This window comes from Bradyrhizobium sp. NBAIM01 (genome assembly GCF_020194115.1).
GTDB classification, from domain to species: Bacteria; Pseudomonadota; Alphaproteobacteria; order Rhizobiales; family Xanthobacteraceae; genus Bradyrhizobium; species Bradyrhizobium yuanmingense.
This window is the reverse complement of record NZ_JADYVU010000001.1, coordinates 791,440-815,734: the sequence shown is the minus strand read 5'-3', so window position 1 is coordinate 815,734 and position 24,295 is coordinate 791,440. Positions and strand designations below refer to the sequence as shown.

The window sequence follows — 24,295 nt, the reverse complement described above, 5'->3', positions numbered from 1 at the left end:
CGTCTTGCATAATTGCAACGCCTCGCCAGCGAACCCACACCTTCGCGCCTCGCGCAACCTTCAGACAAGGTTGGCAGCTGAGTGTCGTCACCATTCGCATTGGTACGAGGTCATATGCTCAGTCGTGCGCAGGTACAGCAACTGCTCAACAATCTGCTGGAGCTTGGGCCGCGACGCCTGATGGCCTTGGGACTGATCGGTTTTGCGGTTCTCGTCACCGTCGTCGGCGGCGCCTATTATCTCAGCCGCCCCGAGTTCGAAACGCTCTACACCGGCCTCACCCGCGAAGACGTGACGCGCATCGGCGCGGCGCTGCGCGAGCAGAACATCACCTTCGACGTCAATTCCGCCGGCGATGCGATCTCGGTGCGTCCGAGCCAGACCATGCAGGCGCGGATGCTGCTGGCCGAGAAGGGGCTGCCGACCAGCGCCAATTCGGGCTACGAGCTGTTCGACAAGATCGGTTCGCTCGGGCTGACCTCGTTCATGCAGGAGGTCACCAAGCTGCGCGCGCTCGAAGGCGAGATCGCCCGCACCGTCCAGCTGATGAAGGGCGTGAAGGCGGCGCGCGTGCATATCGTGCTGCCGGTGCGCGGCTCGTTCCGCGCCACGCAGCAGCCGCCTTCGGCATCGGTCGTGCTGCGCACCGACGGCGCGATCGAGGCGCGCACGGCGCAGTCAATCCGGCATCTCGTCGCCGCCGCCATTCCCGGCATGAGCCGCGACAAGGTGACGGTGCTCGATGCCGACGGCTCGATGCTGCTCGCCGAAGAGGACGAGGCCAGCGCCGCGCCGACCAAGATGGCGAGCCTGCAGAAGACGGTCAGCGGCATGGTGCAGGAGAGCATTCGCAAGGCGCTGACGCCGTATCTGGGCCTCGACAACTTCGAGGTGAGCGTCGCTCCGCAGCTGTCCACCGACAAGCGGCAGATCAACGAGACGGTCTACGATCCCGAGAACCGCGCCGAGCGCTCGGTGCGGGCCGTACGCGAGAAGGAATCCTCGCAGAACGCCGACCGCTCGTCGCCGACCACGGTGCAGCAGAATCTCCCCGACCAGCAGGTGAATGCGGGCGGCGGCAAGAACTCCAGCGAGGACAAGACCCGCCGCGAGGACGTCACCAATTTCGAGGTCTCCTCCAAGACCACAACGACGGTCAGCGACGGCTATTCCGTCAAGAAGCTGTTCATCGCCGTCCTGGTGAATCGCGCTCGGCTGGTCGCCGATCTCGGCGACAAGAGCAACCAGGCCATCATCGACAGCAAGCTCGCCGAGATCAGCCAGCTCGCGGCGACCGCGGGCGGATTGGACAAGGCGCGCGGCGATCAGATCCAGGTGACGGCCGTCGATTTCATCGAGGGCTCGCGTGAGCTGGCGCCGGTGCCGCCGATCAGCTTCGTCGAGATGATCAACAAGCAGCTCGGCAGCGTCATCAACGCGATCACGATCCTGGCCGTGGCTTCGATGCTGGTCTGGTTCGGGCTGCGGCCGGCGGTCAACGGCATCCTGACCCATCGCGCGGAGCAGGAGCAGGCCGAGGCGGCCGAGGCCGCCCAGCTCGAGGCCTCGGCGGCCCTTGCGCTGCCCGACGGCGAGGAGGCCGAGCTCAACCTCGTCGAAGACCTCGAAGGCAAGATGCAGCGAACGCCGCAGAAGCGGCTCGAGCAGATCGTCCGGCTCGATCAGACGCAGGCGGCGGCGATCCTTAAAGACTGGATGCGACGCGAGGAGGCGGCATGAACGCGGCAATCGGAAAACTCCTGACGCAGTTCGATGCGAACGGCCGGGTCAAGTCGTCGCCGCCGCCCCCGCCTCCAAAAATCCAGGACGTGCTGACCAGGCCAAAGGAGGCGAGGCGCGATCCGCAGCCTCAATCGCAGCCGCAGGCCCACACGCAGCTTCAGGCTCAGTCCCCTGCGCCCGCGACGGAAGCGCCGCCGGTCAATCTCCTGGACGATGCCTATCGGCGCGGCCATGCCGCGGGCGTCGCGGAAGGCGACGCCAAATTGGCCGAGGAGCGCGTCCGCAGTGCGATCCGGCTCGGCGAAGAGCGGGCCAAATGGTCCGACCAGCAGGCGGTCGCGATCGTCAGCGGCTTCGAGGCGGCCTGCCGCGAGATCGAGACCAACATCGCAAGCTCCGTGGCGCGGATCCTGCTGCCGTTCCTCGCCGATGCGGTGCGCGACAAGGCGATCGGATCGCTGGTCGAGCAGATCGCGGCGCTGACCGGCAGCTCGTCGGCGCCCGCCTTCAAGGTCACCGGCCCGAGCGAGCTGCTGGACCTCGTGAAGACGCAGCTCGAGGCGTCCAGGCGAACGGGCATCGCATACGTGGCCGCCGAGACGCTCGAGGTGCGCGTCGTGGCCGACCAGACCGTGATCGAGACGCAGATCTCCGCCTGGAGTGAACGCCTCAAGGAAGCGCGCCGGTAGTCCGCCATGGAGGAGGTCAAGCATGAGATCGTGATCGTCCGCCGCCGCAGCGCCTTCGCCGAGGAGGCGCATCACGGCGGCGTCTGGAAGATCGCCTATGCGGACTTCATGACCGCGATGATGGCGTTCTTCCTGGTCATGTGGCTGCTCAACGCGCTCAACCAGGACCAGAAGCAGGTCGTCGCGAGCTATTTCAATCCGATCAAGCTCGCTGAGAACTCACCTGCCCCAAAGGGCCTCAAGGATCTCTCCAACAAGGAGCCGTCGTCGTTCGAAGGCCAGGACGGCAAGCGTCAGCCGGCCGGTACGAACGAGGAAAGGCGCGGCGATTCTCCGACGGCTGAGAAGCCGGCCTCTTTCGAGGAGAAGGTCCTGTTCCGTGACCCCTATGCGACGCTCGCCGAGATCGCCAACAGCGCGAACCAGTCGACGGGCCAGCGGCGCGCCGGCGCTCTGACCTCCGCTGAAGAGGACGGCCTCAAGGGGGGCGATGCCTATCGCGATCCATTCGATCCGGGCTATTGGAAGCTGGCGCCACAGGCGTCCAAGGACGCCGATCGCTTCATCGAGAGCGAGCCGAAGCCGAATGCCTCCGCGCGAGACGGCGCAGCCGGAGCAAATCCGGGCGAGGTGCAGGCGCGCCGGAGCAGGACGGATGATGCCGGCGGCAACGTGGCTCCGGGCCCGGAGAGCTCGTCCGCAAGCCTATCGCCGCTGATGCCGCCGGGCGCCGCACCGACGCAGTCGCCGCGCGAGGGCAGCGCCCAAGCTGGCGTCCAGGTGAGCACCGCCCCGCAGGCTCGTCCCAACGATGCGGCGAAGGAGCCGGAGGCGCGCGACGCGGCGCAAACACAGCAGCCCACCCTCAAGCAGCTTCAGTCCGCGGTCGCGGAGGCGCTGTCGGACATCAAAGCAGGGGCGGGGCCGGCGGCCGAGGTGCGTCAGGTCGAGGAAGGGCTCCTGGTCAGCCTCACCGACGATGCGAGCTTCGGCATGTTCGCGGTCGGCTCGGCGGAGCCGCGGCCCGAGCTGATCCGCGTGATCGACAAGATCGGGCCGCTGCTGATGAAGCGCCAGGGCATGATCATCGTCCGCGGGCATACCGACAATCGGCCGTACCGGTCGGAAACTTACGACAATTGGCGGCTGTCGACTGCTCGTGCGCAGATGGCCTATTACATGCTGGTCCGCTCCGGCGTCGATGCGCGGCGGATCGAGCACATCGAAGGCTACGCCGATCGGCGGCCGAAGTTCCCCAACGACCCGGCGGCCGCCCAGAACCGCCGGATCGAAATCCTGATCCGGGAGAAGCGCCCTTGATCAGGCTGCTGCGCCGCGCCGTCTTGCTGCTGCTGCCGTTCATCGCGGCAAATGCGCTTGCCCAGCCTGCGCCTCAGGGCAGCGAACCCTATGAGCTCGTCCGCGCGCTGCAAGCGGTGCAGGACGGCATCGCCAATGGCGACACCGCCGCACATGGCAGTCATATCGCGCTGATCCGGCAAATCGGCGAGAAGTTTCTCGCGGCCGATCCCGCAGTGTGGAGCAATCCGCGGAACGGCCAGGCGGTCGTTATCTACCTGCTCAGCGGCGGTGCGCCGCAAATCGTCCGCAAACTGCCGCGCGACAAGTTGACCGTCGACGAGCGGCTGTTCAACGGTGCGCTCGCCTATGTCGAGGGTCGCCAAGAGGAAGCACGGGAGCTGCTCAAGGAGATCAAGCCGCGGACGATTCCTTCGGGACTGGGCGGACAGGTCGCGCTGGTTCAGGGCGCGCTGTTCGCGCGCGCCGAGGCCTCGCTCGCGATCGAGCGCCTGGACGATGCGCGCCTGCTGTTGCCCGGCACGCTGGTCGAGGAGGCGGCCCTGCGGCGCGAGATCCTGCTGGTGGGGCAGGCGGAGGATTTCGAGAAGTTCGAGTTCCTGACGCTGGCCTATATCCGCCATTACCGCAACTCGATCTATGCGGGCGATTTCTGGCAGCGCTTCTCCGCGGGGCTGACGCAATCGAGCCTGGCACTCGACGAGCGCCGCTTTGCGCGGATCTCAGCCTTGCTCGAGCAGATCGATCGCGCCAGCCGCCTCAAGCTCTATCTCATGATGGCGCGCGCCGCGATGGTGCGCGGACGGCTGACCGTGACCCGGCTGGCCGGCGAGCGGGCATTGACCCTCAGCGCGGATACATCGGCGGAACGCGAGCGCGCCCATTTCCTCCGCGGCGCCTCGCGCGTGCTCACCGACGAATATGACGGCGGTCTCGCCGAACTGAAGGCGCTCGACCGGTCGAAGCTGCCCGAACGCGACGTCCCCCTTCTCAATGCCACGGTGCAGCTCGCGCTCGACGTCCGCAAGCCGTTCGCGGGCGGATCCGCCGCGGCGGCGGATAAGCCCCCGGCAACGCCGGCGCGACTCGATCTGGCGTCATCGACCGCGACGCTCGCACGCGCGCAGAAGCAGCTCGGGGAGCTCGAACTCCTGACCAAGGATCGCCGGCCATGACCAAGCTCAGCGGAACCTCCGGACAGCTCTTCAACGGTCTCGCCGAGAGTCTCAACATGCGCGGGTCGCGCGCGGCAAAGGGTGCCGCGACCAAACCACAGGCGAACTCGTCCTTCAACGATCTGCTCCACACCGTCTCGAATCTCGCCAAGCAGGCGCTGAGCGAAGACGGCAGCGAGGCGGCCGCGAAGACCGGAACGCTGCGCACGCGTTCGATCCATCCGGCCGAGCAGGAGCAGCCGAAGGAGGCGGCGCCGCGCGAACGCGTCGCGACCATTGCTGATCCAAAGTCCATGGACGAGACCTCCGACACCAAGTCCGACAAGCTGGCGGAGCAACCACGTCCGGTCGATCATCTCACCGGGACAGATCGCCAGGATCAATCCGGCATCGCTGTGATGGTCGGGCAGGAGATCGCTGCTGTGTCTGCCGTGAAACCGCAGATGCAAGTGCCCTCCGCAGACAAGGACGCGCCCGCGCGTGACGAGCGGTCGCCCTCGGCGAAGCACGAGGCACCGGGCGCGGTGAAGGCGGCGACCGGCGATGCCGGTCCATCCAGTCCTGCCCCGGCCGGCGCGCGCTCGCAGGCGGCGGCTTCGCAAGCGATGGCGGCGTCGCAATCTGCGCTGACGCAAGGTGCGGAAGCCTCGAGCGCAAGGCCGGCATCACCCGGCTTCGAGGCGGTTACGGCCGATGTCGAGCGCGCTGCCAAGGCTTCGGCGCGCGCCGCGCTACCCGAGACAACCAAGGTCACCGTGGTCCAGCAGGAAACCCATCTGCCACCGGCGCAGTTCAACGCCCCGCAGCAGGTTGCCAATGCAGTCGTCGCCGAGCTGAAGGAGTCCTCGGCACCGGCTGCGTCCGCGGCACCCGATCTCGCCGCATCCCAGACCAACGCACCGGATCAGCCGCTCAGGATCCTGACGGTCAATCTCGAACCGCCCGCCCTCGGCAACGTCACGGTGCGCCTGCGTCTCGTCGGCACCGAAGTGTCCGTCCAGCTCGCGGCCGAGCGCAAGGACACGAGCCAGATGCTCGACCAGCAGCGCGACCAGATCCGCGAGCTCATGCAGTCGGCCGGCTACGTCGCCGACGTCGCGCCGGTCCAGCACGGCTCGCTGGACGGATTCCAGAGCGGCTCCGGCCAGTCCCAGCCCCAGCTCTCGGGCCAGCAACAATCCTCGCCGCAGTCGCAAGGCGCGTTCGGCGGTGCCGGCACGTCGTCGGGGCAATCCGACGGCGGCGCGAAACAGGCTCGCCAGGAGCGCCAGTTCAACCAGGAGACGCGTCATGAGCAGGACGTGGCGCCGCATCACCGTCGCGGCCCTGTTTATCTGTAACGCGAGCGCTTCGGAAGCCGCCGCCGAGACTGCGCGCCCCTGCGAGCGCGAGATGACGCGCGCGGCCCGGCAGCATGGGATTCCGCTCGGCATTCTCTATGCGGTGGGCCTCACCGAGACCGGCCGGCGCGGCGCGCTCCATCCTTACGCGCTCGGGGCCGACGGCCAGACCGTGTTCGCCAAGGACATCAACGATGCAATCGCGAATTTCGAGGCGATGCGCAGCAAAGGCATCAAGCTGATCGATCTCGGCTGCATGCAGATCAACCATTATTATCACGGCGACAAGTTCGCTTCGGTCCGGGCGATGTTCGATCCCGCGGGGAACGTCGAATACGCCGCGCGGTTCCTGAAGGAGTTGAAGCAGCGCGAGGGCAGCTGGACCATGGCTGTCGCGCGCTACAACGCGGGTCCCAACAATCAGCCGGCGCAGAAGCGCTATGTCTGTCACATCGTTGCGCATCTCGTCTCGAGCGGTTTCGGCGCGTGGACGGACAAGGCGCGCTCGTTCTGCCAGCCCAAGACGAGCTGAAGCAGAGCTGACCGGACCACGACAAGTTGTGCATCGCGCCCAATCATCAGCCCCGCGCAAGCAAGAACCCCCATTGTAGCTGCAACCTACCAAAGGAGCCCAATTCATGAGCCTGTATGGTGTTATGCGCACCGGCGTTTCCGGGATGAACGCGCAGTCCAACAAGCTGTCGACGGTCTCGGACAACATCGCCAACGTCAACACGACGGGCTACAAGCGGGCTTCCACGGAATTCTCCTCGCTGATCCTGAAGAGCGGCTCCGGCAATTACGATTCCGGCGCGGTCGAAACCAAGGTCCGCTATGCCATCAGCGACGGCGGCAATACGCAGTATACCACGTCGACCACGGACCTCCGCGTCCAGGGCAATGGCTTCTTCGTGGTGTCGAACGCCAACAACACGCAGCAATATCTGACGCGGGCCGGCTCGTTCGTGCCCGACAGCCAGGGCAATCTGGTCAACGCGGCCGGCTTTTATCTTCTCGGCCAGCCCGGCAACGTGACCAACTTCTCGCAGAACAGCCTGTCCGGGATGCAGATCGTCAACATCGCCCAGGTCTCGCAGATGCCGGTGCCGTCAACGGCGGGAACGCTCACGACCGGCAACCTGGATCCGAAAGCGGCTGTCATTGCTGGCCCGCCCGGCCCGGCGTCATATTCATCGAAGAGCTCGATCGTGGCCTACAACAATATCGGCCAGGCCGTTACGCTCGACGTCTATATGTCCCACACGGCGACGGCTGTCGGCTCGGATACCTGGCAGATCGGGGTCTACGACTCCGCGACGGGCACCTCGCTCGGCGCCGCCACCACTTTCACCTTCGACACCACGGCGGCCGGCAGGGGCGCGCTCGCCGCGGCGAGCCCGACCGGTCTCGCCTTCACCGTTCCCGGAGGTGCGGCGATGACCTTTGACCTGTCGAACTTGACCCAGGTCGGCACCGACTTCAGCTTCAAGGCCACTGTCAATGGCAGCGTTCCCTCGGCGATCGACAAGGTCGATATCGACGATGCCGGCCATGTGACGGCGATCCTCAAGAACGGGCAGCAGCTGACGCTCTACACCATCATGCTCGCCGACGTCGCGAGCCCCGACAATCTGACGCCCGAGCCCGGCAACGTCTATTCGACCAACATGAATTCCGGCAACGCGCAGGTCGGAAATGCCGGCACGGGTGGGCTCGGCACGATCCAGTCCAGTGCCCTGGAGGACTCCAACGTCGACCTTGCGGACGAACTCACCGGCATGATCGAGGCCCAGCGCGGCTTCACGGCGAACTCGAAATCGTTCCAGACCGGCTCGGATCTGCTGGATGTCGTCGTCAACTTGAAGCGCTGAATTCCTCGGCGCTCGTTTCGGGCAAGAGCACGCCATGTCGCTTACCGCCGCTCTCAACTCGGCTCGCTCCTCGCTCATGGCGTCGAGCGTTCAGTCGTCGGTCATCTCGCGCAACATCGCCGGTGCCAGCGCCACCGGCTATTCGCGCAAGCTCACCGTGCTGGACAATCTGCCCGGCGCCGGCGTCTATGTCGCGGCGATCCAGCGCGCCGCCAGCTCGGGCCTCTACAACAACGTCCTGATCGCGACCTCGTCGTCCGCCAAGCAGACCGCGATCTATGACGGCCTGCAGAAGATCGCCACCGCGACGGTGGACGATCCGGAGCTCGACCAGTCGCCGACGGCGCAGCTCAACGCGCTGAAGCAGGCGTTGCAGAAATATGCCAACGCCCCTGACAACGCCACCCTGGCGCAGGCGGCCGTCGCGTCCGCCAAGGACATGGCGACCGCGCTCAACCAGGCGACCCGGACCGTGCAGTCGGTCCGCGAAAGCGCCGATGCCGACATGAAGACGTCGGTTCAGAATATCAACCAGTTGCTCTCCCGGTTCGAGACCGTGAACACCGCGATCGTGAAAGGCACGATCTCCGGCGACGACATCACCGACTATCTCGATCAGCGCGACAGCATCGTCTCGCAGCTGTCGCAGGAGGTCGGCGTCAACATGTCGATCCGCCCCAACGGCGACGCGGCGCTCTACGCCGATAGCGGCGTGGTGCTGTTCGACAAGACGGCGCGGACGGTGAGCTTTGCGCCGACGAATGCCTACACCGCCGGCACCACGGGCAACGCCGTCTACATCGACGGGGTCCCGGTGACCGGCGCCAATTCGGTGATGCCGCTGAAGTCGGGCAAGCTCGCAGGCCTCGCCCAGCTGCGCGACCAGGACACCGTCACCTATCAGGGCCAGCTCGACGAAATCGCGCGCGGCCTGATCAATACGTTCAGGGAAAGCGATCAGACCGCCGCGGCGCTGCCCGACGTTCCCGGTCTCTTCACCTATCCGGGCGCGCCGGCGATGCCGGCGAGCGCGACCGTTTCGGTGGGCCTCGCCGGCACGATCTCGGTCGCGGCCTCGGTCGATCCGAGCCTGGGCGGCAACCCGAATTTGCTACGCGACGGCGCGATCAGCGGCAACCCCGCCTACCAATACAACACCGCCGGCAACGGCGGCTATTCGGCCCGACTGCAGCAGCTCATCGGCGGCATGGATGCCGCGCAGCCGTTCGATGCAACGACGCAAGGCAAGCCGAGCGGCAGCCTGATCGACTTCGCATCATCATCGGCGAGCTGGATCGAAAACCAGCGCAAGACCGCCGACGCCAACTCCGAGTACCAGAGCACATTGCTCAACCGCAGCATCACGGCGTTGTCAAACGTCAACGGCGTCAACATGGACGACGAAATGGCCTTGATGCTCCAGGTCGAGCGAACCTATTCGGCCTCGTCGAAGATCATCTCGACCGTCGATGAAATGCTGCAGAGCCTGCTGGCCGCCGTGGGGAACTGAGCCATGATGAGCGCGAATTACGTTTCCACCCTGATGCTGTCCTCGTCGTTGAGGTATTCGATCACGAACAACCAGGCGGCGCTGAGCAAGGCCTCGACCGAAGCGACCACCGGCCGCTTCTACGACGTTGGTCTGGAACTCGGTGCGACGACGGGAAGCGACCTCACGCTGCGGGCGGACTGGAGCTTTGCCGACCAGCTCGTCGACACCAACGGTCTCGTCTCGGGACGCCTGGACGTGACGCAGAACAGGATCACCCAGCTCAACAAGACCGCGACCGACTTCCTCAAGGATCTGATCGCGGCCCGCAGCACCGACGGCGGCGGGCGGGTCATCCTGCCGCCTGCATCCTCCAATCTCCAGGACCTGATCGGCGCGTTGAATGTCTCCTATAACGGCTCGTCGCTGTTCTCGGGCATCAACACGCAGAACGCGCCCATCACGCCGTACGCCGCGGGCTCGGCCAGCAAGAACCAGGTCGATGCCGATTTTCTCGCGGCCTTCGGCTTCCCGCAATCCTCGCCCGCCGTGGCCACCATTACGCCGGCCCAGATGCAGACCTTCCTGGACACCACCTTCGATGCCGAGTTCGCGAGCCCGGCCTGGAACACCAACTGGTCGTCGGCGACTGACCAGACCATGCAAAGCCGAATCTCCACCACCGAGATCGCGGACACGTCAGTGAGCGCCAACGAGATCGGCTTCCGCAGGCTCGCCGAGGCCTACACCATGATGGCCGATCTCGGGAATGTGAACCTGAGCCAGGAGACGTTCCAGGTCGTCGTGGACAAGGCCATCGGCCTCGTCGGCAACGCCATCAACGATCTCGCTGCGCTCGGCGGCAGCGTCGGCACGGTCCAGCAGCGGGTCACCACCGCAACCGCCAAGCTCAAGACGCAGCAGGACATTCTGAACAATCAGATCGTCGGAATGGAAGCGGTCGATCCGACCGAAGCCTCGGTCCGGGTCAATACGCTGCAGGCGCAGATCCAGACTGCACTGGCGCTCACCTCGCAGCTCCAGAAGATCAGCCTCATCAATTATCTCTGAGCCAAGGCTGCGCTGTCAGGCTCGTAACCTTTGTCCAGTTGTTCGGTTTTCTGCGAAGAGTGGTCCTGATGACGTTTGAAGCCTATGAAGCGGTCGTTGACGATAGTGGCTATGAGGCGCGCAGCCGTGAGCGGCAGGCACTCAGCCTTGGCATCGACCGGCTCGAGCGGATCCAGAAGGGACGTTTCAGCCCCGAGGATCAGGTCGAGAGCCTGCTCTATGTGCGGCGGCTGTGGACGATCTTCATCGAGGATCTCGCGCACCCGGACAACGGCCTGCCGGACAAGCTGCGTGCCGACATCATCTCGATCGGCCTGTGGGTGGTCAAGGAAGCCGATCGTCTCCGCGAGCAGCGGTCCAGCGACGTGGTGCAGCTCATCGAAATCAACCGCCTGATCCGAGACGCGCTTTAATGAAGATCTCCTTGCGCGCGGGCGAACGGGTCTACATCAACGGCGCGGTGCTCCGCGTCGACCGCAAGGTCTCCGTCGAGCTCGTCAACGACGTGATGTTCCTGCTCGAAGGGCAGGTCATGCAGGCGTCCGACGCCACCACGGCCCTGCGGCAGCTCTATTTCATCGTCCAGCTCATGCTGATGAACCCGACCGACGTTCGCGACGCTGCGGCGCTCTACGCCCAGCATCACGCGGCCCTGTGTGCCGTTTGCGAGAACCGCGAGATGCTCGATGGGCTCGGCGCGATCCACGAACTGGTTGGGGCGACCCGCTATTTCGAGGCGCTCAAGCGGATTCGCGCGTTGTTTCCGGTGGAGCAGGCCATCCTGGCCGGCGCCGCCGCCGTTTCCCCAGTCGAAGCTGCCTGACAGCGGAGAGACAAGATGAACGTCACCAGCGCGACCGACAGCACCAGCAGATCCAGTTCGACCGACACCAACTCGACGACGTCGAGCAACAGCGTGGACTACAACACGTTTCTCCAGCTCCTCATCGCCCAGATGAAGAACCAGGATCCGACCAATCCCATGGACACCGCGCAGTATATGAGCCAGTTCGCCCAGCTCTCGACGGTCGAGCAGGCGATGCAGACGAATGCGAAGCTGGACGCGCTGCTGTCCTCGCAGTCCTTGTCGCAGGCCAACGGGCTGATCGGGAAGACGGTCAGCTTCACCGACTCGACCGGCGCGACCTTTAGCGGCAAGGTCGTCTCGGTCTCCATCAACAGCGACGGCTCCATCGCGACGCTTCAGGACGGCACCAAGGTCGCGGTCGGACCGGGCCTCACGATCAGCCAGTCATGAACGAGCGGGACGCCCTCGATATCGTCCAGGCGGCGATCTGGACCATCATCGTCGCCTCCGGGCCCGCGGTCGGCGCTGCCATGCTGGTCGGCACCGTCATCGCGCTGATCCAGGCGTTGACCCAGATCCAGGAGGTGACGCTGACCTTCGTTCCGAAGATCATTGTCATTCTCCTGGTCGTTGCCGTCTCCGGCTCCTTCATCGGCGCGCATCTGTCGACCTTCACTGAGATGGTCTATTCCAGGATCGAGCGCGGCTTCTGATCCGGACGGCCCCGGCACCATCCCCGCGTAAGCTTTGCGCGGCAGATTGCGACCGGACCCCTCTGCCGGTGACCCATGGCCGATACGTTAGCTGCTAGCCCGCCCAATCCGCGTCGCCTCGGAACGGATGCCTTCTTTGCCGCCGGCATCGTGACCATGCTCACGATCCTGTTCCTGCCGATTCCTCCGATCCTGATCGACCTCGGCCTCGCGTTCTCGATCGCGTTGTCGGCCCTGATCCTGATGGTGGCGCTGTGGATTCAGCGCCCGCTCGACTTTTCGGCCTTCCCGACCGTGCTGCTGATCGCGACGATCCTGCGCCTCGCGCTGAACATCGCGACGACGCGCCTGATCCTGTCACGGGGCGGGGAGGGTGAACATGCGGCCGGTCACGTCGTTGCCGGCTTCTCGAAATTTGTCATGGGCGGCGACTTCGTCATCGGCCTCATCATCTTCGCGATCCTGGTGACGGTGAATTTCGTCGTGATCACCAAGGGCGCGACGCGTATCGCCGAAGTCGGCGCCCGTTTCACCCTGGACGCCATCCCGGGCAAGCAGATGGCGATCGATGCGGACCTGTCCGCCGGCTTGATCGACGACAAGGAAGCGCAGCGACGGCGCCGCGAGCTCGAAGAGGAGAGCGCGTTCTTCGGCGCCATGGACGGCGCCTCGAAATTCGTCCGTGGCGACGCCATTGCCGGTCTCATCATCACCGCGATCAACATCTTCGGCGGCATCGTCATCGGCGTCACCCATCACGGATTGACTCTGTCCCGCGCGGCCGACGTCTACACCAAGCTCTCCGTCGGCGATGGTCTGGTGTCGCAGATGCCGGCGCTGATCGTGTCGCTGTCGGCGGGCCTCCTGGTCTCCAAGGGCGGCACCACGGGCTCGGCGGAGCAGGCGGTGCTGCGGCAGCTCGGCGGCTATCCGCGCGCGGTGTCGGCCGCCGCGCTGATGATGTTCGTGCTCGCTTTGATGCCGGGACTGCCGATGGCGCCGTTTGTGCTGCTTGGGGGTGTCATGGCCTTCGTCGGCTATTCGTTGCCGAAGCGGCAAGCTGCGCTGAAGCAGAAGGAGGAGGCCCGCAAGGCCGACGAGCGCGCGCAGGCTGAGGCCAAGGAGTCCGTCAAGGAGCAGCTCAAGACCGCCGAGATCGAGCTGGCGCTCGGCGGCCACCTTTCAATCCATCTGTTGGGCTCGCGCACCGAGCTTGCCCACCGCGTGGCCAAGATCCGCAAGAAATTCGCCAAGCAGTACGGCTTCGTCATTCCCGAGATCAAGCTCACGGACAATCTGTCGATCGATCCTAAGAGCTACCAGATAAGGATTCACGACACGCGCGTTGCCCATGGCGAGCTCAGGCTCGGCGAGGTGCTGGTGCTGGTCGACAAGGACGGCAAGCCCGACGTGCCGGGCGACGAGGTGATCGAGCCTGCGTTCGGCATGAAGGCGCTGTGGGTGACGGAAGCCTTCACCGACGAAGTCAAGCGGCAGGGCTGCAAGCCGGTCGACAATCTGTCGGTGCTGCTCACGCATTTGAGCGAAGTGATCAGGGCGAACCTTGCCCAGCTGCTGTCCTACAAGGACATGCGTGCCCTGCTCGACCGGCTCGATCCCGAATACAAGCGCCTGGTCGAGGATCTCTGCCCGTCGCAGATCTCCTATTCGGGCCTGCTGGCGATCCTGAAGATCCTGCTTGCCGAGCGAGTCTCCATTCGCAATCTTCACCTGATCCTCGAGGCGATCGCCGAGATCGCGCCCCATGTGCGGCGCTCCGAGCAGGTGGCGGAGCACGTTCGGACCCGGCTCGCCCAGCAGATCTGCGGCGATCTCTCCGACAATGGCGTGCTCAACGTGGTTCGTCTCGGTAACCGCTGGGACCTCGCTTTCCACCAGAGCCTGAAGCGCGATGCCAAGGGGGACGTCGTCGAGTTCGACGCAGACCCGCGCCTGATCGAGCAGTTCGCGACCGAAGCCAGCGCCGCGATCCGGAAATTCACCGACAGCGGCACCAGCGTGGTGCTGGCAGTGACGCCGGAAGCGCGCCCCTATGTCCGGATGATCCTGGAGCGGGTGTTCCCGACTTTGCCGATCCTGTCGCATGTCGAAGTCGCGCGCAGCGCCGAGATCAGGGCGCTCGGAGCCATATCGTGATCTCAGGGCTCGCCGACAGCGTGCTGGTGACGTTCATCGTGTTTTGCCGCATCGGCGCCTGCCTGATGCTGGTGCCCGGCTATTCCAGCGTCAACGTTCCGCCCCAGGTGCGCCTGTTCGTCGCACTGGTCACGACGTTTGCACTGACGCCGATCCTGATTGCCGTCCTGAAGCCGCTCACGGACAACGCGGCTCCCCTGACGCTCGCGCTCCTGATCTGCTCCGAGCTCGTGGTCGGCAGCGTCATCGGGCTCGGCGGGCGCGTGTTCTTCCTCGCCCTCCAGACCATGGCGACCATGATGGCGAGCGCGATCGGGCTGAGCAACATCCCGGGCACACCGATCGCCGACACCGATCCGGCGCCGGCCCTGGTGCCGCTGATCATGGCGGCCGTCACCACGCTGTTCTTCATGACCGACCAGCACTGGCAGGTGCTGCGGGGGCTGATGAACTCCTACGACGTCTGGAAGCCCGGCAGCAGGCTGGGCGGCAGCGTCGCGCTCGAGCTGCTCGTCGGCCGCCTTTCGGAAGCGTTCGTGCTGACGCTGCGGATCTCGAGCCCTTTCATCGTCTATTCGGTCATCGTCAACCTGGCGGTCGGCCTGATCAACAAGCTGACGCCGGCCATTCCGGTCTATTTCATCTCGGTGCCCTTCGTGCTGTTCGGCGGCTTCCTGCTGCTCTACCTCACCAGCGACGAGCTGCTGACGCAGTTCATGCTGGGCGTGTCGTCGTGGCTGGCGGAGTGACCGGGTCATGACATCGCGCGCGGACAAGCTCGGCCGGATGGTCTCGCTGGTGAAGCTGCAGCTCCGGCTCTCCGAATGGCAGCTCGCGCAATTGCGGCAGCAGGAGCGCAGCCTGCAGGACGAGCAGGAATGGCTGGTCGGAGCCTTGAACGATGGAAAGCCGCCGGCGGGATCGTCGAACGAATCGATCGCGCGGCGTCTCAACAGGGCGAGCGTCGGCGCCCGTGCGGTGCAGGCGCAGGCCGCGCAGCAGCTCGACCAGGTTCGCCGGGAGACCCGCCGCGTGAAACAGCTGGAGGAGGTCGCCAAGGCCGCACTCGCAGACAAGCTCCGCGATGCCGAGAAGCGCTCGCTCGAGGACATGACGGGAACGAGCCTTACCGTGCACGCCTGGACGCCACAGCCAGCCAACCGGAACAAGACATGATCGTGACAGCGACGCCCGACCTCGTCCTCGACGTCCTCGAAGCCGCGGACCCCGCGACGCAGCGCGCCGCGACCGCGAAGCTCGACGCGCTGAAATCGTCGGACGCCGATTTCGCCGCCACGATGGAGGCGGAAGTCGGCAAGGCCAAAGCGGCGACCGCCGATCAAGCCGCGGCGAAAGTCGCGGAAGCGCAGTCGGGTGCCGTGAATGGCGCGCCGGTGCAGGTGATCAAGGCGCCGGCATCCGGCGAGGTTTACCGGAAGTTCGAAGCCTTCATCCTCCAGACCTTCGTCGAGACGATGTTGCCGAAGGAGTCGGAGGAGGTCTTCGGCAAGGGCACGGCTGGCGGCGTCTGGAAGTCGATGCTTGCAGAGCAGCTCGGCAGTCAGCTGGCAAAGGGCAACGGTGTCGGCATCGCCCGGCAGCTCGCCGCCGCGCATCAGGCTGGACCGGACGCTGCGAAGGCCAAATCATGATCCGCGAATGGGTGACAGAAGTTGATAGGTGAATTTCCAATGCAGGCACAAGAAGGCGCGGTGGCCGTGGCGATGGACCAGGCGGTCGCGGACACCGAGATGGTGACGACGGAAGCCGCAGCGAGCGATGCGCTGCTGCCCGTGCTGCTGCCGATCGGGGGTGACGAGGCAAGGGTCGACGCCGCGGACACGGTGAGATCGGACGAAATGCGTGGCCTGCTGGCCGCAATCCGCCGGCTTGCGACTATCGTCGAGGAGGAGACGACCGCACTCGCGACCGGTCAAAAGATCGATTTCGACGATTTCAGCGCGCGGAAGAGCCGGAGCATGCTCGAGTTCGTCCGCCTGATGCGGGCGCGGATGCACCTCGGCGGCGAAGTCGAGATCACCGAGGAGATTCAGCGGCTGCGCGAGAAGCTCGAGCGGAATCGCTCCATTCTGGAAATGCACTACGACGCGGTCCGCGAAGTCGCGGGCATCATCGTCAAGGCGGTCAAGGACGCCGAGTCCGACGGCACCTATACCGGTCGCACGGCGCAGGACGGAAAATGATCAGGCTGGTGCTGGCCGGGCTTTGGGTATGCATCCTCACGGCAGGCACGAGCTATGCCGTTGCCTATTGGAAGGAGAAGGGCAGCCTGCTGCCGGCGAAGGACGAATATCTCGAAGGGCTGCAATATCAGAAGACGCGGGCGCTGAGCGTGCCGATGGTCGAGAACGGCAATGTCCAGGGCTACATCGTCGCGCGCTTCGTCTACACCATGGAGGCGCGGACCATGCACCAGCTGAACGTCCCGCCGGAGCCGTTCGTCGTCGACGAGGCCTTCCGCAGGATCTACGCCGACGATCGTCTCGACTTCAGGAAGCTCGCCCGTTACGACCTCGCCATCCTGACGACGGCCATCAAGCAGCGCGTCAACGAACGGATGCAGGGTGACATCGTCCAGGACGTCCTGGTCGAGGACTTCAACTACGTCTCCAAGGAGGAATTTCAGCAGAAGCCGTAGCTCTTTTCTGCGGCCATCCTTCGAGAGGCCGCTACGCGGCTCCTCAGGATGAGGACGGAATGCGCGGCGCCAGTCTCAGCGCGCACCGCGGCCGATTAGCCTCATCCTGAGGAGGCGCGTCAGCGCCGTCTCGAAGGACGAGGCGTGCGCTCAGTTCGCTGCCAAAAGTGTAACGGCCTCCGCGAAGCTGCTTCGCAGAGGCCGTTGCCGGTTCGTGGCGCTGTCCTGCCCTGTCAGTTGCCGGCCGGGTATGCCGCGGGGGCGGCCTGCGCCCGGTTCAAGAGGATGCCGACGTCCTCGAGCTCCTGCACCGGCTCGTCGAGAGTTTCGCCCGCCGGGATGTTGAGGCGGTAGCCGACGTAACGCCTTGCCACGATCGCGTCGAAGCCGAGGCGGTCGCGGAGCTTCTTGCGCAGCTTGCTGACGTGGCTCTCGATCACGCTCTCGTCGAAAGTGGACTCGAAGATGCCGTAGACCGCATTGAAGATCTGCGTCTTGGTGATCCACTTGCCGTGATTGGCCACCATATATTCGAGAATGCGCAGTTCGCGGCGGGGCAGGGTGAGGGCGTGGCCCGCGATTTCGGGATCACGGCCGTTGAAGAAGACCTGGATCCTGCTCTCGCAGGGCCTCGGCAGCTCGCCCACCCGGCGGCGCGCGATCGCGGCCGTTCGTGCCAGGATCTCGCGCAGGTGGATCGGCACGTGCACGACGTCGTCCACGCCCGATTCGAACAGCTCCAGCGTGTTCTTGAGCATCTTCTGGCCGCTCATGGCAATGATGGGAGCCGAGGAGCGCTTGCGCATCGCCCGCGGCAGGCTTCCGCGGGCATCGCAATCGCCGAGGAGAAAAGCGTCCACCGCCGCCAGATCGGACTCGCTCGCAGATTGCAGCCAGTCCCAGAATTCTCCGGAGGAGAACCCGATCGACGATACGCCTTCGCGAACGAGCCCTCCGACATAGCTGTTCGCGACGCTCTCACGATCATCAACGATAATATACATCAGTCTTTCGCCCCTGTTTCGCACTTGTTGCGGCCGGTTGGTTGTTGTGATGCTCCGGCTCGGCAACGATGCTGTTTGACGACATTCCATCCCGCGAACCGTTGTTGTGGTTTCGATATTCGCGGGCAGCCCTACGCGTTCAGTGCCTGCGTCTCGCAGGCCTGTTACTTCAACTCGATACTGAAACGCTTACTGCGTGAGGCTCGGCGGGTGTCTTACTGATCACCTCGCGGAGCAGATTGAGAAACGACCTAGAACAGTTGCGCCAAGTTGCTCATCGCGTCCGAACACTGCTGAACCGTGTCGATCTCCTCGCCAACTGGCGAGAATCACTTGAGTAGAACCGTAGCGATTGCCGTTTTCCGATCAAGCGTGCGGAAGAAAGCGATTGCTAAATGCGCTTGATGCTGTTGATTCGTTTCGGGTTGTTTCTTGATGTATCCAAACGCATCAGTTGATTTTGTTACCAAACTAGTTCTGCACCGTGCTGGTTGTATAGTTCCGCATCCCCGTACAATTACAGCTATTTCGGGCGGTGCTCCCGAGTGCGCACATTGATGGGTTTTCAACCCCGGATTGACTCTGGAACTCGCTTTCCGAGATGCGGCAGTTCGACTCACGTCTGCGCCGCGACTCCAGCTTGATGAAATCTTGGCGAGTGTGTGTCTTTCGAGTCGCACTATCGCCACGTGTATGGCGCGATCGACTCATGCGACGTCGCATCGCGCGCGATGAAGGGGTTTCGACGCACACGTTTCAGGCAAGCTTCGGCAAGTAACGTCGTCGTTCGACAGACCGAAACCGAACGGAGCATTTTCATATGTTGTCCGATGGACAAGCTCGCCCCAACGCGACCGCGGATGCTTCCGCGGCGGCGAAGCCGGCGCTGGAGGCGAGCGATACAATGGACAACGCGGCGCGGACGACCAAGCCTGCCGCGAGCGCAAAGCGCGTATCGGCCGCGGCGAACGACGAGGCTCTCGCAAAGGAGGCACTCGACGGCTTGAAGCGGATTCGTGCCAAGGCCCGCCTCGACAAGATGGCGATCCCGAAGCCGGCGCCGGTCGTGATCAAGCCGGCCGTGATCGTGGCGAAGCCGCCGCCACCCCGTCCGACCTGGGTCGCGCCGCTCGCAACTCTGGCGGTCGCTGCCATGCTGGTGGTCTGCGCCTGCACCGGCGTGATCGCCTATCTCACCACCCAGCCCGCGCCAAACAACGTTGCGGCCAATGCAGAGATCAGGATTCTGCGCGAGACCGTCGCGCAACTGCGCAAGCAAGTGTCGGGCGTGTCTGAAAACCTCGATGGCTTGCGGACCGCGGTCGATCAATCCAGCAAGGTCACGAACGATCGCTTCGGCCGGTTTGCCGAGAATCTCGACCGGATCGAGCGGGTGAGCTCGTCGTCTACGGTGAAGCTCGACAAGCTCGCTCAGGTGCAAGCCCAAGCCCAAGCTCCCGCGCCGGCGACGGTGCAGACGCAGCCGGTGTCAGCGCAAGGGCCGATGATGGCCGCGGTCGCCGCGCCCGAATTCACGGGATCGGTGCCTGCACCCGAGCGTGCATTGGCGCCGCGCAAGGCGATCAAGGGCTGGTCGGTCCGCCAGGCCTATGAGGGAATTGCGATCCTGCAGGGCCCGAACGGTGTCATCGAAGCCGTGCTGGGACAACAGGTGCCCGGTCTTGGCCGCATCGAAGAGATCAGGAACGAGAACGGGCGCCTGGTGGTGGAATCAAGCGGCGGCGTCATCTATTCGTCGCGCAAGGCAACGCCCTGAACGAGCCGCCTTTTATTGGCGGTGATGCTCGAAGCTGGTGCACAGCAGATCGACCTCCGCTTCGGCGATCGGTGCGCGAAACAGGCGGCAGCTGAACTCGGCCGTCGTCTTGCTGTCGGTATTGGCGCGATCCTCCCGCAGGAAGATGCACCGCTTGCAGACGTCGGTGTGGTGCCGCTGCTCGGCGGCATCGGAGTGGTCCAGCACGTGCCGGAACGTGTCGCGGAAGCGGATCTTGACCTCGTCGTCCAGAACGCCAATCGCTTCGATGAGGACGTTGACGGGATCGCGCACCAGGAACTTCTTGCCCTGCTGGGTCACGCTCAACGTCACCGAACGCTTGTCCGTGGCCGAGCGCTTCCGCTCGAGATAACCGAGCCGCTCGAGCTCGCCGATGATGAACGAGGCGGTGCCGCGCGTGGTGCCGACGTAGCTCGCCAGCGCCGAGGGGGTTCGGGAAAATCGGTTGGCGCGGGAGAGGAAGCGCAGCGCCATCCATTCGCGGTCGCGCAAACCGTGCTTGGTGCCTTCGAACCACAGGATGCGTGCGGCCTGCTCCAACAGTTCAATCGATTCACGAGCCAAATTCATTTCAGTTCCAGGTCGCATAAACGTTTATTCAATTGGGCCTCGGGTAGCGCAATCGGGGCGGACGAGAATGAGACCCGCTCGCGCTCCGCCGTCCGTTGCGGGCGAGCATCGCGCGTCGCGGGAAGAAGCCTCTGCGTTTCCGAAGATGGAACTTCCGGCCGTGGAACTAGGGTGTCACAAAGAAAGACCGGGTAAATCGCGCGGCCAAGATCCTCCGAAAATTTCAATCAAATGACGGCGGTTCGCACGTGATTTGGTGATGATGAGCGATGCGCAAGCAGCATGATGTGTCACCATCGTCGCTGCGATTGCTATTTGTTGCGGCAGAGCCTGTCGGGTCTGCGCTCAGGCGCATTCTGCGCAAGGCCAAGCGGCCTGGCCGGCAGGCAAAGAACCATTCCTTTCGGTTAATGGATGTTGCGGTGCAGTGCAGCCAGACGGTTAAGTCCGGCACACGGCCCACTCTCCGGCGGGCGGCGGACACCGGCGCTCGCTAACGAAGGGATGAAGTGGTGAGCCGCGTGCTCGCAGGCTGGTGACTTGCGTTTATCTGGCAATTACTGGCGAATGCGGCGCCCGAGGGGCATCAGCATGGGAATCAGGAATGGGAAGATCGATGAGCTTTGAAACCACCATGACATCCGACGTCGTTGGACTGACGAAAGTCGCCCCGCTCTCGCGCCGCGGATTCATGAGCGCCACCGCGGCCGTCGCCGCTGGCTACACGCTCGCGGCCGGTCCGGTCCGGGCCGACATCGTCACGACGGACACAAGCGGCCTCCAGGCCGGCGATGCCAAGATCAAGGTCGGCGCCGAGGACATGCCCGCCTATTTCGCCCGCCCGGCCGGCAACACCAAGGCGCCGGTGATCATCGTGGCGATGGAGATCTTCGGACTGCACGAATACATCCGGGACGTGACGCGACGCCTCGCCAAGCTCGGCGCGTTCGCAGTGGCGCCCGACTATTATTTCCGCAAGGGCATCGACCTGACCAAGGTCACGGATATCAGGGAGCTGCTGCCGGTGGTGAATGCGAAGCCGGACGCGGAGCTGTTGTCTGATCTGGACGCGACGGTGGCCTGGGCAGGATCGCAAGGCGGCGACACGACGAGGCTCGGCATCATCGGCTTCTGCCGGGGTGGCCGCACGGTCTGGGAATATGCCGCCCACAGCGGTGCGCTCAAGGCGGGCGTTGCCTTCTACGGGACCTTGGTCGATCCAGCCAACCCGTTGTGGCCGAAGAGCCCGCTGCAGCTCGCGCCCGAGATGAAGGCGCCGGTGCTCGGCCTCTATGGTGGCGCCGATACCGGCATTCCCGTCGCGCAGGTCGAGCAGATGAAGGCCGCGCTCGAGCAGAGCAAGAAGACGGCCGACTTCAAGATCTACCCCGAAGCGCCGCACGGCTTCCATGCCGACTATCGCGGCAGCTACCGCAAGGACGCCGCGGAAGATGCCTGGAAGCAGGCAGAGGCCTGGTTCAAGAAACACGGCGTGTTGAGCTGACGGTCAATCAAGAGGGCGGCCCAAGTGGCCGCCCTTTCTCTTTCATGTGACGGTCTCACTTCGTCATCGCGCCGTAGACGATGTCCTGGACCTGCTCGCGATAATACTTCCTGAGCTCACCCGGTGCCGCCGTTCCCACCACGACGACGAGACGCTCCTTGGGATCGCAGAAGAACTGCGTCCCGTAGGCTCCGTTCCAGGTGAACTCGCCCGGATTGCCGGGGACCGACGACAATCCTTCGCTGGTCCGGACCGCCACCGAAAGGCCGAAGCCGAAGCCGCCGCGATGCGGCTCGACATTGGCGACGTTGTTCTTGATCTCGGGGCCGAGATGGTTCGCCGTCATGTGACGGACGGTCTTCGGACCGAGAATGCGCTGCCCATCGAGCTCGCCGCCGTTGAGCAACATCTGTCCGAAGCGGATGTAGTCGCCGACCGTCGCGAAGGAGCAGGCGCCGCCGCAGTCGAACTTGGTTGGAGTGTCCAGGAGCTTGATGGCCTGCGGCTTGCCCGTCAGCGGATCGTTCGGGAAGGGGCGGGCGAGGCGCGGGCGCTGCGCCTCGGTCGGATGGAAAGTCGCATCCTTCATGCCGAGCGGCTGCCAGACATTGGCAGCGAGATAGTCGCCAAGCTTCTGCTCGCTCACCTTCTCGACGACAGCGCCGAGCACATCGATCGAAAAGCCGTATTCGAACGCGGTCGAGGGCTGCTGCGCCAGCGGCAGCTTGGTGATGCGATCGATGAAAGCCTGGGTGTCGCCTTCGATCGCCGGCGCAATGCCATCGGGATATTGCCGCGCCACCGGGCTCGATGAGTCGGGGCGGCCGCCATATATCAGCCCCGACGTATGCCGGTAGAGATCGTGGATGAAGATCGGCGAGGCCTGCGGTTCGAGCTTGAGTGATCCATCCGCCTGAGGCACGCCGACCTTCATGTCGGCGAAGCCCGGGTAGTATTCGGACAGCTTGGCCTGGAGCGGCAGCCGTCCCTGCTCCATCAGCGTCAGGCCGGCGACCGCTGCCATCGGCTTGGTCATCGAGGCCAGCGCGAAGATCGCATCGAGCGGCATCGGCGTACCCTTGGCCGGATCGAGCAGGCCATAGGCCTTGTAGTGGACGAGCTTGCCGTCGCGCGCGATGGCGACCACTGCGCCGGGAACGCGCTTGGCCGCGATCTCGCGCGCGAAGAAATTATCGAGGCGTGCAAGGCCTTGCTTCGAAAATCCGACATCGTCGGGATTGGCTTCGGGCAGCGGCGCAGCGCGCGCGGCGCCGAGCGTGACGACAGCAATCGTTGCCGCGATCATGGCGATCGTCTTATTCATTGCATTCTCCCAAGACGCGAACTCGTTGTGCGGTGGCTCGCTCGATGCCTAGATCATGACCGCACAGGGACGAAGTCAAGCGTGGGGGCGGCATGTCTGGGACGCATCGGAGCGCAGGAACCCTAACGTCCTTCGCCTGCGCGCCAGAGAGCGTCGAGGCCGTGCCGATAGGTGGGGCAGGCCAGCGTGACGCCGAGCTCGCGCTTCAGTTTCTCGTTGGAGACGCGGGCGCTGCTGGCATAGAAGCTGCGCGCCATCGCCGACATCTCGGCGGTGACGAACGCTTCTTCCGGCGGCGGCGCCACGCCCATCAGCTGCGCGGCATAGCCGATCACGTCCTGCGGCGGCGCCGGCTCATCGTCGCAGACGTTCCAAACGCCGCCGCCCTGGTGACGAAGAGCGGCGATGATCGCGCTCGCGATGTCATCGACGTGGATGCGGTTGAACACCTGTCCCGGCTTGATGATGCGCCTCGCCGTTCCCGCGCGCAGTGTCGCCAGCGCGTTGCGGCCGGGACCGTAGATGCCCGCAAGCCGCAGGATCGCGGCATCGCCGTCCGTCGCATCCGTCCAGGCCTGCTCCGCCGCGATCCGCATGCGCGTGCGGTCGAGGATGGCCTGCGGCGGCGTGCTCTCGTCGACCCAGCTGCCTGCGTGATCGCCGTACACCCCGATGGTGGAGAGATAGATGGCCTTGCGTTTCCGCCCTGTCAGCACGTCCGCGAAGGCTGCGAGCGCGGGATCGCCGCCGCTGCCGGGCGGAATCGACACCAGGAGGACGTCGGCGTCGCGAACCCGTTCAACCGTCTCGGGCGACGGAAGGCTGCCGGAAAACGGATGCACCTCGATCCCGGCGAGGTCATTCCGCTGCGCGGGATCGCGCACGGTGCCGGCGACATGCGAGAAGCTGCGGCCGTGCTTGCGGACGAAATGCCGGGCGCTGTAGCCGAGGCCGAGGATGAAGAGCCGCATGCGTCTCCCGTGCAGGTCGAAAGTTCCCGTTCGCGCCGTCGCGCACCGTTCGCTCATAAGAGATTTTTGGGTCCGGCAAAAGATATTGC

At 64.8% G+C, this 24,295-nt stretch carries 25 protein-coding genes; 21 read left to right on the top strand and 4 right to left on the bottom strand.

Features of this window, described 5'->3' with window-relative positions; all coding sequences use genetic code 11:
• Window positions 1–114: 114 nt before the first annotated feature.
• The 19 genes from fliF to I6F31_RS03655 all read left to right on the top strand — a co-directional run bounded on the left by fliF (window position 115) and on the right by I6F31_RS03655 (window position 17,035).
• Window positions 115–1,740, top strand: coding sequence for a flagellar basal-body MS-ring/collar protein FliF (gene fliF / locus I6F31_RS03745; protein ID WP_225134443.1), 1,626 nt, complete (start codon window positions 115–117; stop codon window positions 1,738–1,740).
• Window positions 1,737–2,432 carry a hypothetical protein gene (locus tag I6F31_RS03740; protein WP_036027422.1) on the top strand — a complete coding sequence of 232 codons (696 nt, stop codon included), beginning with the start codon at window positions 1,737–1,739 and terminating at the stop codon, window positions 2,430–2,432. The genes fliF and I6F31_RS03740 overlap by 4 nt, the downstream gene beginning before the upstream one ends.
• A 6-nt stretch (window positions 2,433–2,438) precedes the next feature.
• Entirely contained in the window at window positions 2,439–3,752 is a 1,314-nt protein-coding gene (locus I6F31_RS03735; protein ID WP_225146812.1) for a MotB family protein, read from the top strand.
• Entirely contained in the window at window positions 3,749–4,927 is a 1,179-nt protein-coding gene (locus I6F31_RS03730) for a chemotaxis protein (RefSeq protein WP_225146813.1), read from the top strand. The genes I6F31_RS03735 and I6F31_RS03730 overlap by 4 nt, the downstream gene beginning before the upstream one ends.
• Window positions 4,924–6,267 (top strand): flagellar hook-length control protein FliK, encoded by a 1,344-nt coding sequence (locus tag I6F31_RS03725; RefSeq protein ID WP_225146814.1) that lies wholly within the window; start codon window positions 4,924–4,926, stop codon window positions 6,265–6,267. The genes I6F31_RS03730 and I6F31_RS03725 overlap by 4 nt, the downstream gene beginning before the upstream one ends.
• Window positions 6,218–6,799, top strand: coding sequence for a transglycosylase SLT domain-containing protein (locus I6F31_RS03720; protein WP_057030130.1), 582 nt, complete (start codon window positions 6,218–6,220; stop codon window positions 6,797–6,799). Before I6F31_RS03725 ends, I6F31_RS03720 begins: the two co-directional genes overlap by 50 nt.
• A 106-nt stretch (window positions 6,800–6,905) precedes the next feature.
• Window positions 6,906–8,138 (top strand): flagellar hook protein FlgE, encoded by a 1,233-nt coding sequence (locus I6F31_RS03715; protein WP_225146815.1) that lies wholly within the window; start codon window positions 6,906–6,908, stop codon window positions 8,136–8,138.
• 34 nt (window positions 8,139–8,172) lie between these two features.
• Window positions 8,173–9,648 (top strand): flagellar hook-associated protein FlgK, encoded by a 1,476-nt coding sequence (gene flgK, locus I6F31_RS03710; protein ID WP_057030131.1) that lies wholly within the window; start codon window positions 8,173–8,175, stop codon window positions 9,646–9,648.
• A 3-nt stretch (window positions 9,649–9,651) separates the two neighbouring features.
• Window positions 9,652–10,698: a flagellar hook-associated family protein gene (locus I6F31_RS03705; RefSeq protein ID WP_225146816.1), complete on the top strand. Its 1,047-nt coding sequence runs from the start codon at window positions 9,652–9,654 to the stop codon at window positions 10,696–10,698.
• A gap of 68 nt (window positions 10,699–10,766) precedes the next feature.
• Complete coding sequence (gene flaF, locus I6F31_RS03700; RefSeq protein ID WP_036007043.1) at window positions 10,767–11,111, top strand: flagellar biosynthesis regulator FlaF; 345 nt, start codon at window positions 10,767–10,769, stop codon at window positions 11,109–11,111.
• Window positions 11,111–11,521: a flagellar biosynthesis repressor FlbT gene (gene flbT / locus I6F31_RS03695; RefSeq protein ID WP_036007045.1), complete on the top strand. Its 411-nt coding sequence runs from the start codon at window positions 11,111–11,113 to the stop codon at window positions 11,519–11,521. The genes flaF and flbT overlap by 1 nt, the downstream gene beginning before the upstream one ends.
• A gap of 15 nt (window positions 11,522–11,536) precedes the next feature.
• Window positions 11,537–11,956, top strand: a complete 420-nt coding sequence (gene flgD / locus I6F31_RS03690; protein ID WP_036007048.1) for a flagellar hook assembly protein FlgD — start codon at window positions 11,537–11,539, stop codon at window positions 11,954–11,956.
• The gene (gene fliQ / locus I6F31_RS03685; protein ID WP_025034323.1) at window positions 11,953–12,219 is read left to right on the top strand and encodes a flagellar biosynthesis protein FliQ; all 267 of its coding nucleotides are present in this window, start codon (window positions 11,953–11,955) and stop codon (window positions 12,217–12,219) included. Before flgD ends, fliQ begins: the two co-directional genes overlap by 4 nt.
• A gap of 75 nt (window positions 12,220–12,294) precedes the next feature.
• On the top strand, window positions 12,295–14,376 hold the full coding sequence (gene flhA / locus I6F31_RS03680) for a flagellar biosynthesis protein FlhA (protein ID WP_225146817.1): 2,082 nt from the start codon (window positions 12,295–12,297) through the stop codon (window positions 14,374–14,376).
• The gene (gene fliR / locus I6F31_RS03675) at window positions 14,373–15,125 is read left to right on the top strand and encodes a flagellar biosynthesis protein FliR (protein ID WP_036007054.1); all 753 of its coding nucleotides are present in this window, start codon (window positions 14,373–14,375) and stop codon (window positions 15,123–15,125) included. Before flhA ends, fliR begins: the two co-directional genes overlap by 4 nt.
• Window positions 15,126–15,132: 7 nt before the next feature.
• Entirely contained in the window at window positions 15,133–15,552 is a 420-nt protein-coding gene (locus tag I6F31_RS03670; RefSeq protein ID WP_036007058.1) for a hypothetical protein, read from the top strand.
• Window positions 15,549–16,028, top strand: coding sequence for a rod-binding protein (locus I6F31_RS03665; RefSeq protein ID WP_225146818.1), 480 nt, complete (start codon window positions 15,549–15,551; stop codon window positions 16,026–16,028). The genes I6F31_RS03670 and I6F31_RS03665 overlap by 4 nt, the downstream gene beginning before the upstream one ends.
• Window positions 16,029–16,067: 39 nt before the next feature.
• Entirely contained in the window at window positions 16,068–16,580 is a 513-nt protein-coding gene (locus tag I6F31_RS03660; protein ID WP_225146819.1) for a flagellar biosynthesis protein FlgN, read from the top strand.
• Window positions 16,577–17,035 (top strand): hypothetical protein, encoded by a 459-nt coding sequence (locus I6F31_RS03655; protein ID WP_225146820.1) that lies wholly within the window; start codon window positions 16,577–16,579, stop codon window positions 17,033–17,035. Before I6F31_RS03660 ends, I6F31_RS03655 begins: the two co-directional genes overlap by 4 nt.
• A 233-nt stretch (window positions 17,036–17,268) precedes the next feature.
• Here I6F31_RS03655 and I6F31_RS03650 read toward each other — a convergent pair whose 3' ends face one another.
• Complete coding sequence (locus I6F31_RS03650) at window positions 17,269–18,039, bottom strand: response regulator transcription factor (protein WP_192893304.1); 771 nt, start codon at window positions 18,037–18,039, stop codon at window positions 17,269–17,271.
• An 820-nt stretch (window positions 18,040–18,859) separates the two neighbouring features.
• Here I6F31_RS03650 and I6F31_RS03645 point away from each other — a divergent pair.
• Window positions 18,860–19,816: a hypothetical protein gene (locus tag I6F31_RS03645; RefSeq protein WP_225146821.1), complete on the top strand. Its 957-nt coding sequence runs from the start codon at window positions 18,860–18,862 to the stop codon at window positions 19,814–19,816.
• 12 nt (window positions 19,817–19,828) lie between these two features.
• Here the strand turns inward: I6F31_RS03645 and I6F31_RS03640 are convergent, their stop codons facing one another.
• Window positions 19,829–20,407: a MarR family transcriptional regulator gene (locus tag I6F31_RS03640; protein WP_036007089.1), complete on the bottom strand. Its 579-nt coding sequence runs from the start codon at window positions 20,405–20,407 to the stop codon at window positions 19,829–19,831.
• Between the two features lie 616 nt (window positions 20,408–21,023).
• Here I6F31_RS03640 and I6F31_RS03635 point away from each other — a divergent pair.
• Entirely contained in the window at window positions 21,024–21,911 is an 888-nt protein-coding gene (locus I6F31_RS03635; protein WP_225151329.1) for a dienelactone hydrolase family protein, read from the top strand.
• Between the two features lie 55 nt (window positions 21,912–21,966).
• Here I6F31_RS03635 and I6F31_RS03630 read toward each other — a convergent pair whose 3' ends face one another.
• Together I6F31_RS03630 and I6F31_RS03625 are read right to left on the bottom strand one after the other, a co-directional pair.
• Window positions 21,967–23,235, bottom strand: a complete 1,269-nt coding sequence (locus I6F31_RS03630; protein ID WP_225146823.1) for a serine hydrolase domain-containing protein — start codon at window positions 23,233–23,235, stop codon at window positions 21,967–21,969.
• A gap of 122 nt (window positions 23,236–23,357) precedes the next feature.
• Window positions 23,358–24,206, bottom strand: a complete 849-nt coding sequence (locus I6F31_RS03625; protein ID WP_225146824.1) for an SDR family oxidoreductase — start codon at window positions 24,204–24,206, stop codon at window positions 23,358–23,360.
• Between the last annotated feature and the right edge of the window lie 89 nt (window positions 24,207–24,295).